Annotated in this window: 11 protein-coding genes; 3 read left to right on the top strand and 8 right to left on the bottom strand. The window is 61.5% G+C overall.

The window, feature by feature from the left end; all coding sequences use genetic code 11:
* Positions 1-182: 182 nt before the first annotated feature.
* From P3T21_RS29155 to P3T21_RS29170, 4 genes are all read right to left on the bottom strand, one after another.
* Positions 183-1,001 carry an ABC transporter permease subunit gene (locus P3T21_RS29155; RefSeq protein ID WP_429259503.1) on the bottom strand — a complete coding sequence of 273 codons (819 nt, stop codon included), beginning with the start codon at positions 999-1,001 and terminating at the stop codon, positions 183-185.
* Positions 1,001-1,930 carry an ABC transporter permease subunit gene (locus P3T21_RS29160; protein ID WP_429259426.1) on the bottom strand — a complete coding sequence of 310 codons (930 nt, stop codon included), beginning with the start codon at positions 1,928-1,930 and terminating at the stop codon, positions 1,001-1,003. The genes P3T21_RS29155 and P3T21_RS29160 overlap by 1 nt, the downstream gene beginning before the upstream one ends.
* Positions 1,927-3,093, bottom strand: a complete 1,167-nt coding sequence (locus P3T21_RS29165; RefSeq protein WP_429259427.1) for an ABC transporter ATP-binding protein — start codon at positions 3,091-3,093, stop codon at positions 1,927-1,929. The genes P3T21_RS29160 and P3T21_RS29165 overlap by 4 nt, the downstream gene beginning before the upstream one ends.
* Before the next feature lie 94 nt (positions 3,094-3,187).
* Complete coding sequence (locus P3T21_RS29170) at positions 3,188-4,288, bottom strand: polyamine ABC transporter substrate-binding protein (RefSeq protein WP_429259428.1); 1,101 nt, start codon at positions 4,286-4,288, stop codon at positions 3,188-3,190.
* 537 nt (positions 4,289-4,825) lie between these two features.
* Here P3T21_RS29170 and P3T21_RS29175 point away from each other — a divergent pair.
* Positions 4,826-6,148: an Nramp family divalent metal transporter gene (locus P3T21_RS29175; protein ID WP_429259429.1), complete on the top strand. Its 1,323-nt coding sequence runs from the start codon at positions 4,826-4,828 to the stop codon at positions 6,146-6,148.
* 389 nt (positions 6,149-6,537) lie between these two features.
* On the top strand, positions 6,538-6,741 hold the full coding sequence (locus P3T21_RS29180) for a DUF1289 domain-containing protein (RefSeq protein ID WP_429259430.1): 204 nt from the start codon (positions 6,538-6,540) through the stop codon (positions 6,739-6,741).
* A 77-nt stretch (positions 6,742-6,818) separates the two neighbouring features.
* On the opposite strand, the gene P3T21_RS29185 is transcribed toward P3T21_RS29180, so the two are convergent.
* From P3T21_RS29185 to P3T21_RS29200, 4 genes are all read right to left on the bottom strand, one after another.
* Positions 6,819-7,472: an OmpW/AlkL family protein gene (locus P3T21_RS29185; protein WP_429259431.1), complete on the bottom strand. Its 654-nt coding sequence runs from the start codon at positions 7,470-7,472 to the stop codon at positions 6,819-6,821.
* Between the two features lie 71 nt (positions 7,473-7,543).
* Positions 7,544-8,734 (bottom strand): NAD(P)H-dependent flavin oxidoreductase, encoded by a 1,191-nt coding sequence (locus tag P3T21_RS29190; RefSeq protein WP_429259432.1) that lies wholly within the window; start codon positions 8,732-8,734, stop codon positions 7,544-7,546.
* 271 nt (positions 8,735-9,005) lie between these two features.
* A complete protein-coding gene (locus P3T21_RS29195) occupies positions 9,006-10,598 on the bottom strand; it encodes an ABC-F family ATPase (protein ID WP_429259433.1) in 1,593 nt (530 codons plus the stop codon).
* A 91-nt stretch (positions 10,599-10,689) separates the two neighbouring features.
* Positions 10,690-11,619 (bottom strand): NAD(P)-dependent oxidoreductase, encoded by a 930-nt coding sequence (locus P3T21_RS29200; protein ID WP_429259434.1) that lies wholly within the window; start codon positions 11,617-11,619, stop codon positions 10,690-10,692.
* A gap of 175 nt (positions 11,620-11,794) precedes the next feature.
* On the opposite strand from P3T21_RS29200, the gene P3T21_RS29205 reads away from it, so the two are divergent.
* Positions 11,795-12,004 carry a dodecin gene (locus P3T21_RS29205; protein WP_429259435.1) on the top strand — a complete coding sequence of 70 codons (210 nt, stop codon included), beginning with the start codon at positions 11,795-11,797 and terminating at the stop codon, positions 12,002-12,004.
* Positions 12,005-12,036: the final 32 nt, after the last annotated feature.

The following is a 12,036-nucleotide window of genomic DNA, read 5'->3' on the forward strand; positions in this document are numbered from 1 at the left end:
GCTGTCTGGGCCTCGGGGCTCGTCTTGGGTTTGCGTGGCATACATGCTCCTTGAGCTACATGTTATGCCTTACACACAAAATTTATGACAGGCCCCCAATAGACCGACATGACCACAAGGAAAGGCCAAAAAACCAGACCAGAAAAACCAAAAAACCCCAAACAGAGAAAACCAAAAAACCTTTAGACCGCCAAAGCGAGTCGCCTCTTCTCTGCCTGTTGCATAAACTGATTAGCAACAATAACCCCAACGGTGACAACCGAAATAAACAACGTAGCTAGAGCATTCATCTCAGGATTCAACCCAAGCCGCACGCGCGAGAAAACGACAAGCGGCAGCGTAGTAGACCCGGGCCCAGAAAGAAACGCCGACAACACAAGATCATCGATAGAAAGCGTAAACGACAGCAGCCACCCGGCAACCAGAGCCTGGGAAATCAACGGCAACGTAATAGCAAAGAAAACCCGAAACGGCGTAGCCCCCAGATCCAGCGCGGCCTCTTCAAGCGAAGGATTCAGATCCCGAACACGCGACTGCACAATAATCGCGACATAGGAAATGCACAGCATCACGTGCCCGATCCAGATCGTGAAAATCCCGCGGCCGGCAGGCCATCCCAGCCACTTGCCCATTTCGATGAAGAGCAGCAGCAGCGAAATCCCCTGAATGACTTCAGGAATCACGAGCGGCGCATTGATCATCCCGGTGTACAGCGTGAACCCGCGAAACCGCCCCATCCGCGCGAGCACAAACCCGGCCCACGTGCCGATGAACACCGAAGCAAACGCAGTCAGCAACCCGATTTTCAACGACAGCCACGCGGCCGCGATCAGCTCGTCATCATCCAGTAACGCCTGGTACCAGCGCACAGAAAACTTCGTCCAGACCGTCACCAGTTGCGACTCGTTGAACGAGTACACCACCAGACTCACAATCGGCACATACAGAAACAGAAAACCGATGCCAAGCGCAACGATCTGCAGAATTCGATTCGGCTTCATCAGCGCTTTTCCTCCAGCTCTTTCGCCTGCGCATACTGAAAGAACGCCATCGGCACCAGCAGCAGCAATACCATCGCGCACGTCACCGCGGACGCCATCGGCCAGTCAGCGTTATCGAAGAACTCATTCCACATCACGCGACCAATCATCAGCGTATTCGCGCCACCCAGCAGTTCCGGAATCACGTACTCACCCACCGCCGGAATGAACACCAGCAGACAGCCCGCGATAATCCCGTTCTTCGACAGCGGCAGCGTAATCTGCACAAACGCCTTCCACGGTTTCGCGCCGAGATCGTAGGCGGCTTCCAGCAGCGTCAGATCCATCTTCACCAGGTGCGCATACAGCGGCATCACGAGAAACGGTAGATACGAATACACCATGCCGATATAGACAGCCGTATTCGTGTGATACAACTCGATCGGCGCATGAATCACGCCAATCGACGTCAGGAAGTTATTGAGCAGGCCATTGTTCTTCAGAATCCCGATCCACGCGTACACGCGAATCAGAAACGATGTCCAGAAAGGCAGCATCACCGCCATCATCAGGATGTTGCGCGTCGATGGATTCGAACGCGCAATGTAATACGCCATCGGATAACCGAGCAGCAGGCACAGCAGCGTCGAAATCGCCGCCACCACCACCGAATTCACGTAGGTCGCGAAGTACAGGCTATCAGTGACGAGAAACGCGTAATGCGACACGTCGAGCGCGATGTGAACCACGCCGTCCTTGAACGACGTCAGTTCCGTGTACGGCGGAATACCCAGCTGAAGATCGGCAAAACTGATCTTCACCACCAGCACGAACGGCACCAGGAAAAACAGCACCAGCCAGACGAACGGCCCCGCCACGACCGCCGTGCGCCCAGTCAGGCCAAAACGCCTCACGGGCCACGATGCGAACGAATTCATCGACCGTTTCATGACGTCAGCACCACACCGGCCGATGCACTCCAGCGCACGTAGATTTCGTCGCCCCATGTCGGTGTTTCGATCTCGGAGAGCGCGAGACTCGACACATTCGCGATCACCGTCTTACCGGCGTCAAGCTTCACGTGGTACAGCGAATAGCCGCCCATGTACGCGATATTCGTGATGACGCCCTTGCCCCAGTTGTACGCGCCTTCAGGCGGCTTGCGCGTGAGCGCGATGCGCTCGGGCCGCACGGAAATCGTCACGGGCATGCCGAGCGGCCCGGTGATGCCGTGATTCACATAGAGGCGGCACGGCAGGTCCGACGTTTCGATGAACACGTGATCCGGTTCGTCCTCGACGACATTGCCATCGAACAGATTCGTCGAACCGATGAATTCCGCCGAGAACCGGCTGTTCGGATATTCGTAGACTTCGTGCGGCGTGCCGAGCTGCACGATCTCGCCTTCGCTCATCACGGCGAGACGCCCCGCCATCGTCATCGCCTCTTCCTGATCGTGGGTCACCATGATGCAGGTCACACCCACGGTATCGAGAATGTTGACGAGTTCGATCTGCGTGCGCTGACGGATCTGCTTGTCGAGCGCCGACATCGGCTCGTCGAGTAGCAACAGCTTCGGCCGTTTGACGAGACTGCGCGCGAGCGCCGCACGCTGCTGCTGGCCGCCCGACAGCTGATGCGGCTTGCGCTTCGCAAAGCGGCCCATCTGCACGAGTTCGAGCGCGGTCTGCACGCGGTCGCGCAGTTCGGCCTTCGGCACGCCTTCCTGCTTGAGACCGAACGCGACGTTGGATTCGACGGTCATATGCGGAAAAAGCGCATACGACTGAAACATCATGTTCACCGGCCGGCGATACGGCGGCATCTGCGCGAGGTCTTCGCCGTCGATCAGGATCCGGCCCGACGTGACCGTTTCGAGGCCCGCAAGCATGCGCAGCAGCGTCGACTTTCCGCAGCCGGAACTGCCCAGCAACGCAAACAGCTCGCCCTTTTTGACGGACAGATCCACGCCCTTGACTGCGACTGTTTCGCCGAACTTCTTGACGACGCCGACGATCTGCACGAAGTTTTCCGCTGCTTCGTCCGCGACGAAGGAATTGCCCGGGGGCAGCGTGCCGGCCCCTGCCAGCACGCCCGACTGGTCACTACTCATGATCTGCTGCTTCGCTCCTGCGTTTGACGAACAAAGCCCCCGGTGGATACCGGGGGCTTCATGATGATGCACGATTACGTGTGTCTGCGAGGCATCAGCGGCCGGACTTGAACTCGGTCCACAGCCGCGTCTGCAGTCGTTGCACTTCCGGCGGCAACGGTTTGAGCAGGAACAGGGTCTTGATGACGTCTGCCGGCGGATACACGGCCGGATCGTTCGCAACGTCCTTATCCACGTACTTGCGCGCCTCGAGGTTCGCGCTCGGATAGTAGACCTCGTTCGTGATCGCCGCGTGGACCTGCGGCGTCTCGATGTAGTTGATCCACTCGAGCGCGGCTTCCATGTTCTTCGCATCCTTCGGAATCGCCATCACGTCGAACCAGACCGGAGCGCCGCCCTTCGGAATGTAATACTCGATCTTGTAGGCCTTCTTCGCTTCGACCGCCCGATGCTTCGCGATCACCACGTCGCCGGACCAGCCGTATGCGAAGCACACGTCGCCGCCCACCAGGTCGTTGATGTAACCCGACGAGTTGAACTGCGTGATGTACGGACGGATCTTCTTCATCATCGCGAGCGCGGCGCGGTAGTCGTCCGGATTCGTGCTCATCGGATCCTTGCCGATGTAATGCAGCGCGGCGGCGAACATCTGGTCGGGTGCGTCGAGCACCGACACGCCGCAGGCTTTCAGCTTCGAAATGTTTTCCGGCTTGAAGAGCACGTCCCAGTTGTCGAGCGGCACATTCTTGCCGAGGATCTGCTGGACCTTCGTCACGTTGTAGCCGAGGCCGGTCGTGCCGTATGCCCAGGGCACCGCGTACTTGTTGCCCGGATCCGCGCCGGCGACGAGCGCCATCAGCGTCGGGTCGAGATACTTGAGATTGGGGAGTTTCGATTTGTCGAGCGGCGCGAAAATGCCTGCTGCGATCTGCTTGCCAGCGTAGTTGCTGGTCGGCACGACGATGTCATAGCCCGAATTGCCCGTGAGGAGCTTGGCCTGAAGGGTGTCGTCGCTGTCGTAGTTGTCGTACTTGACCTTGACGCCGGTCTGCTTCGTGAAGTTCGGGATCGTGTCCTTGGCAATGTAATCCGACCAGTTATACACATTCAACTGCGTATCTTTTGCTGCGGCCGTAACCCACGGGGCCGCGCACAGCACAAGCGCCGCCAGCCGGCCCATTACCTGTTTATTCATCCCGTTCTCCGATCCTGGCCGGCTCTGCCCGGCCATTGCCCCGCTCACACCGCAGCGCTTCGCGCACGGCACCCCTGAAAAACCCGAAAACTACCACTAAATACTGCACGCTCCAAAAAAAATGGCGTGCTGTCGCGCAAAGGGTACAGCCAGAAGGCCGGCCCGGCGCTGGCGCCGGCCTTCACGAGGGCGATGCCAGCATTGCAAAATTGGGCGCAATTTTATCGGGTTATCGGCGCGTGTCCACCCGAAAAAAACCCCATCGCCTATGTTTTTACCAAAGGTCCTGCTTTCAGAACATTACCGCTGATGGACTCACCGTAGCGCATGCTTTCGTGCGCAAGGTGATTGACAGGTAAGGTTACGGCACGACTTCGCACGCGCTGGGGCGGCGATACCGGCTTCTCGCCGGGTCGCTCGTCACGATGCCCGTCAGCTTCTGAGCGAATCACGGTCCGGAAGCAGGCACGTGCCTGCGCTTTGTATGCCCCTTATCTGTCCTCGTTTGCCCCTTGCGCCGGTTTGCCAGAGAACGCGATGAATACAAACCCGTTCGCGACGCGTCGCCTCCGACGCCGCCGGCGCGCTCCCGCCAGCGGCCCGGGACGGCTCGCGCCTCGACGGCCCACACACTGGTCTTCGTTTGTCGGCCCTGGCGCGCTGATCGCCGTCGGCTATATGGATCCCGGCAACTGGGCGACGGCGCTGGCGGGCGGCGCGAGCTTCGGCTACCGGCTGCTCAGCGTCGTGCTGCTGTCGAGCCTGATGGGGATGCTGCTGCAGTGGGTGTCGTCGCGGCTGGGCGTCGTGACGGGACGCGACCTTGCGCAGGTGTGTCGCGAGCGCTTCAGCCGACGCGTCACGCGCTTCCTGTGGCTCACGAGCGAAGTCGCGATTATCGCCTGCGATGTCGCGGAAGTCGTCGGCAGCGCGGTTGCGTTGCAACTGCTGCTCGGCGTGTCGCTGACGGTCGGCGTGCTGCTCTCGGCGGTCGGCACCTTCGCGATGCTCGCACTCCAGCACCGCGGACGACGCACACTCGAAGCGAGCGTCGTCGCGCTGATCATGTTCGTCGGGCTGTGCTTCGTCGTCGAGCTGGCGCTCGCGCGGCCCGACTGGCACGCGGCGCTCGCCGGCGTCGTGCCGGATGCCGACCTGCTGCGCAACGCGGGCATGGTGTGGCTCGCGGCGGGCATCCTCGGCGCGACGGTGATGCCGCACAACCTGTATCTGCACTCGGCGCTCGTCAAAACCCACGCGCCCGATGGCGACGACGCCGGTATCGCGAACGCGTTACGCGGCGTCAACTACGACACCTTCGGCTCGCTGTCGTTCGCGTTCGTCATCAACGCGGCGCTCCTGATTGTCGCTGCGGCGGTTTTCCACGCCAGCGGCCATCGCGACGTGACGGATCTCGCCGACGCGCATCGGCTGATTGCGCCGATCGTCGGCACGCACTGGGCGGCGATTCTCTTCGCGGCGGCGCTGCTCGCATGCGGGTTGAGTGCGACCGTAACCGGCACACTCGCGGGCCAGGCGGTCATGGAAGGTTTCCTGGAACTGCGCCTGCCGCGCTGGCAACGCGCGCTGCTGACGCGCTCGCTGGCGATGGGCCCGGCGCTGCTGGCCGTCACGATGTTCGGCCAGCACGGCTCGAACCAGTTACTTGTGGCAAGCCAGGTGGTGCTGAGCCTGCAACTGCCACTCGCGGTCGTGCCGTTGATCAGCTTCGCGTCGAGCCGGCCCCTGATGGGAAGCTGGCGCGTGCACGGCATGGCGCTCGTGCTGTCGTGGCTTTCGGCCGCGGGGATCCTGACGCTCAATGGCGCGTTGCTGTGGCAACTGGTGCTGGCGGAATGACGTCCTGCTGCGCGCCTTCAACCTGTCTCGACCGTTTTTTAAGCCGCCTCTTACAATGCAATCACACTTCGCCTGGCCTGCCTGGCGAAATGGCTCGTGCGCCTTTGTCTCGTGGCCCTGTATCAAAGCGCCTCATCCAATCGCCAGCACTGGGTTGCGCGGATCGGATACAACATCGCGCGGTGATGCGCGAGTGGCGTGCGGATGATTGACACACCCGCACGCGGTTCCCCTGATCGTGGCGGTTTCACCGGATTCGCCGGACCCGCCAGATTCCCCGGATTCCGCAGATTCCCCGGATCCGCAGATGGATCACCCGGATCGGGGATCTACCGGATCGGTTAACATGTCGGACGGTTTCCGTTCACCTTCTCCGCCCGGACAACTTCATGGCTTCAAATCTTCACGACCTTCCCGACAGCCCCTGCATTGGCGTCTGCTCGACGCTCTTCGACGAAATCTGCAAGGGTTGCGGACGCACAGCCATCGAAGTGTCGAACTGGGTGTTCCTGAGCGACGACGAAAAGCTCGCAGTCTGGGAGCGCATCAAACGTGAAGGCACCGCGATGCGATTCCAGAACGACCATCTCTGACGAGGCAATTCACGCGCGCGACGATTGCTGGAATACCCGGGAACCGGCAACTGTCACGCGCACGAACACAACGCGCGTCAGAACTTCATCCCAACGCCGATACCGACCACCAGTGGATCGATATGCAGCGTGCCCAGTGAGGTGCCGCCGAGCGATGCATCGGTGCGCATCCAGATCTTCTTGACGTCGGCGTTGATGAACAGATTCTTCGCCACCTGCACATCGACACCCGCCTGCAAAGCCGGCCCGAAACTATGGTTGCTGATCGAGATCGGCTGGCCACCTGCGTTCAAGCCGTTGTTGTAGAACAAGGTGTAGTTCAACCCGGCACCGACATACGGCCGCACCGTGCCCTGATGGTTGAAGTGGTATTGCAGCAGCAGCGTGGGCGGCAATACGTTCACGCCACCCAGCCCGCCGAGATTCGACGTCAGTTGATGCCGCGACGTGCCCAGAATCAGCTCGACGCCGATGTTGTCGCGAATCATGTAAGTGAAGTCGAGCTCCGGCACCGTTGCGTTGTTGACGTCGACATTCAGCGCCGACAACGTATTGTTCGTGCCGACCTGCGGCAGGATGCTGATGGCCCGCAGACGCACGAGTACGTCACCTGCGTGAATGCCACCTTCCGACGTTGCCTGGGACGTTGCCTCAGCTGCAACAGCCTGCATCGCCACGCACATGCTCAGCGCGCATACAACCGCGCCTACCCCGTTGAATCGCTTCTTCATGTTGTCTTTCCTCGTTGTCATAAAGCCCCTACATTTTCCAGGGCCTTAGGACCAGTCGTCGTTGACGGGCGTCAACGAAGCGAGAAGGCACCATGACGTGCGACAGGCGGTCGCGCCGCGCCTGTGAGCAACAGTTCGAGCAGGTCATGCACGCTGCGGATCGCGTTGCCAAACGGTAGCGCTTCGCGACCGCGAAAGAACAGGCCGTTGGTGACGTCGCCACGCAGCGCGGCAGCAAGGCGCGTGTCGATACAGAAGTGTCCGAACTTTTCGATGCCGTCACGCAGGCCACACGCGCTCAGGCACTCGAGCGCGGTTGGACACGCGTGTTTGAGCGCACCGATCTTCGTGCGGATGCGCTCCTCGTGCCGCAGATAGCGCGTGAGCCACGGCGTTTTGACGGCACGCGCAGGAAGCCCCGTCACGCTGACGAATTCGACGATGTCTTCCGGCGTCGCTTCGGCCAGCACGCGCTTGAAATCGGGATGCGCATCGCCCTCCTCGGTCACGGCGAACGGCGTGCCGAGTTGCACACCATTCGCGCCCGCCGCGAGGCACGCGCGCACGGCCTCGTGACTATTGATGCCGCCCGCGACGATCAGCGGCACGTCGTCGCGGCTCAGACCCAGCGAGGCGAACACCGCCTGCATTTCGTCGAGTACGCGGGCAAATTCGAAGCGACCGTCGTGCATGTCCGCGAGATTCGTGACGCCGAGATGGCCGCCCGCATGTGCGGGATGCTCGATCACGATGGCATCCGGCAGACGGCCCTTCTTCATCCATTTCTTGAGCACGAGCGCCGCGCCACGGCTGTCCGACAGGATTGGAACAAGCGCGACGTCGTACGCGTGTGTCAGGTCCGGCAGATCCAGCGGCAAGCCTGCTCCCATGACGATCGCGTCCGCACCGTTTTCGCACGCGACACGCACGTAGTCGGCATGCGCGTTGACCGCTTTCATCACGTTGACGGCGATCATGCCGCGCCCTTCGCTCAGCAGGCGCGCGGCCCTGATTTCGCGTGCGAGCGCGGTGAGGTTCGCGCGTTCGAGCGTCTCGCGATCCGGATGGACACGGCACTGTTCGACGAGATCCGCGTGATGGTGCCGCAGATCGATGCTCGCGATCGTGCCTAACGCGCCTTCACGGGCGACGCTGCCAGCGAGCCGGTGCGCCGAGATGCCGACGCCCATGCCGCCCTGCACGACCGGCAACAGCGAACGGCCGCGAATCACGAGTGGGGGAAAAGAATGCGATGGAAACATGAGAGCCCCGCGTCGTCGACGTAAAACGTCCATAGTCGCGAATGGGCCGAACCTTGCATTGCGCGAGGTCAAACAGAAAGAGCGCGCGCCGTGTCGAGCACGCGCTCTGTTGATTCAGATCACTGGCGATGCAAATAGCAATGGCTTTGCAACACTGTCGCGCGGGGGGCTCGTCGGACGCTGCCGTGCCCGCCCATGAAAAAAGCCCGCTTCGGATGAAGCGGGCTTTCTCGACACTACCGGGACCTGCTGGGACCTGTGTGCGTTGTGATTACTGCACGCCCTGGCTCAACAGGAAATCTTCGTAATTACCGCCGAAGTCGTTCAGCGTGCCGTTCGTACGCACTTCGATGATCCGGTTCGCGAGGCCGCTCACGAATTCACGGTCGTGCGAAACGAAGATCAGCGTGCCTTCATACTTCTCGAGCGCGATCTGCAGCGACTCGATCGACTCCATGTCCATGTGGTTGGTCGGCTCGTCCATCAGCAGGACGTTGTGCCGGCCGAGCATCAGCTTGCCCCAGATCATGCGGCCTTTCTCACCACCCGACAGCACCTTCACCGACTTGCGGATGTCGTCCGCATTGAACAGCAGACGGCCGAGCGTGCCACGCACCGACTGCTCGTCATCGCCTTCCTGACGATAGTTGTCGATCCAGTCCATCAGCGTGATGTCGTCCGGAAACTCTTCGTATGTGTCCTGCGGCATGTAACCGATGTTTGCGTTTTCCGCCCACTTCACCGTGCCGTGATCGAGTTCGAGCTTGCCGCGCAACGAACGCAGCAGCGTTGTCTTGCCCGCGCCGTTCTCGCCGATGATCGCGATGCGCTCGCCCGGCTGCACGCTCAGGTTGAAGTTCTGGAAGATCGTGCGGTCGTACTTCTTCGTGATCGTGTCGGCAACCACCGCGATGTTGTGCAGCTTCTTCTCGTACTCGAAGCGGATAAACGGATTCTGCCGCGACGACGGCTTGAATTCCTCGATCTTGATCTTCTCGATCTGCTTCGCGCGGCTCGTGGCCTGACGCGCCTTCGACTTGTTCGCCGAGAAGCGGCGCACGAAGTCCTGCAGATCCGCGACGCGTTCCTTCGCCTTCGCGTTGGCCGCCTGCTGGCGCTCACGCGCCTGCGTGCTGGCGAGCATGTAGTCGTCGTAGTTGCCCGGATAGACCTTCAGCGTGCCGTAGTCCATGTCGGCCATGTGCGTACAGACCTGGTTCAGGAAATGTCGATCGTGCGAGATGATGATCATCGTCGAGTTGTACTGGTTGAGCACGTCTTCCAGCCAGCGGATCGAGTTGATGTCCAGGTTGTTGGTCGGTTCATCCAGCAGCAGCACGTCCGGCTTCGAGAACAGCGCCTGCGCGAGCAGCACACGCAGCTTCCAGCCCGGCGCGACGTTGCTCATCGGGCCGTTGTGATCGGCAATCGCGATGCCGATGCCGAGCAGCAGTTCGCCCGCGCGCGCTTCTGCCGTATAGCCGTCGTACTCGGCGAACCTCGCTTCGAGTTCGGCGGCATGCATGTAGTCGTCGTCGGTGGCGTCCGGGTTCGCGTAGATCGCGTCGCGCTCGGTCATCGCAGCCCACATTTCGGTGTGGCCCATCATGACGACGTCGAGCACGCGCACGTCTTCGTACGCAAACTGGTCCTGGCGCAATTTGCCGAGGCGCACGTTTGGTTCGAGCATCACGTTGCCCGCGCTCGGTTCAAGGTCGCTGCCGAGGATCTTCATGAACGTCGACTTGCCGCAACCGTTCGCTCCGATCAGGCCATAGCGGTTGCCTTCCCCGAATTTGACCGAGATATTCTCGAAGAGGGGCTTAGGCCCGAATTGCATGGTGATGTTGGCGGTAGACAGCACGGCGCGTCCTTTGAATGATATATCGGCGAAAAACCGAATATTTTAGCAGGTTATCGTGGAAATTACCTGCGGAGCGCGCCTTCCGGCCCGGTTACGATCCGGCCCGGTTTGTTCCGTCACTCCCGCCTGACGCGCGACGGCGGTCTGGCTGCAATACGTCGATAAATGCCGTGAAATCGGCATCGGCAAGACCTCCAGCAACGGCGAGCCGCAGCAGTTGCTGGACGGTGCCGGACACAGGCATCGGCGTGCCTGTTTCGACAGCCGTCGCCGCGACGGTATCGACGTCCTTCTGGAACGTCTTCAGCGCGCCCAGCGGAGCGAAGCCAGGCTGCGTCATACGTGGCACGAAGGTTTGCAGCAGCACGGAGTCGGCCCAGCCGCCCGCGAGCGCTTCAGTGAGACGCGCCGCGTCGATGCCGCTGCGCTCCGCGAGCGTCACGGCTTCGGCAATCGCAGCGACGGTCGACGTGACGATCGCCTGGTTGCACAGCTTGGTCGTCTGGCCCGCGCCTGCCGCGCCCATATGCGTCACGCGCGCGGCGTATGCCTTGACCAGCGGTGTGACGGCTTCGACGTCGGCGGCTTCTCCGCCCGCCATCACGGCCAGCGTGCCCGCTACGGCGCCCACTGTGCCACCGGAGACGGGTGCGTCGACCCAGCCCACGCCAGCCGCTGCAGCGCGCTCTGCGAGCCGCCGCGTCACGCCAGGTGGAATGCTCGAGTGATCGACGATCCAGCGCAGCTTGCCGCGCGCTTCTGCGTGTGCCGCCGGAGCCAGCACGCCGTGGTCGCCGAACACGACCGCTTCGACCGCCGCCGCGTCGGCGAGGCACAGCACGATCGCTTCGGCGTGCCCGACCAGCTCACGTGGCGTATCGACGACCTGTGCGCCGTCCGCCTGCAATGCCTCTGACTTCGCGCGCGTGCGGTTCCAGACATGCACCGCATGTCCGGCGCGCAGTAAATGCCTGATCATCGGCGCGCCCATCAGGCCGGGGCCACAGAATCCGATTTCCACGGTGTCGTTCCTTACGAGTCGGGTTTTGAAGTCAGGGCGATGATACCGCCCGGCGCGCGGCGTGGAACGCGGAGCGCCGGGCCGGGCACGCTATGTGCGGATTGACCGCCAGCGTGCTCGCGGTCCGCCGATGGCCGCATCATTGCCTATACTTTCTTCAACCCAAGGAGGGCTCATGAAAGACCACGTCTACAAGCAGATCGAGCTGACGGGATCATCGACGCAATCGAGCGATGACGCCGTGCGCATTGCGATCGAAAAAGCAGGGAAGACGCTGCGCAACCTGCACTGGTTCCAGGTCACTGAGACACGCGGACAGATCGAGGACGACAAAGTCGTCCACTGGCAGGTAACGCTCAAGGTCGGCCTGCGGATCGACGATTAGCGCGTCCCATCCAGGTTCGCGTCGGCCCGCGC

The sequence above is a fragment of the Paraburkholderia sp. GAS334 genome, from assembly GCF_050436625.1.
GTDB lineage: Bacteria > Pseudomonadota > Gammaproteobacteria > Burkholderiales > Burkholderiaceae > Paraburkholderia.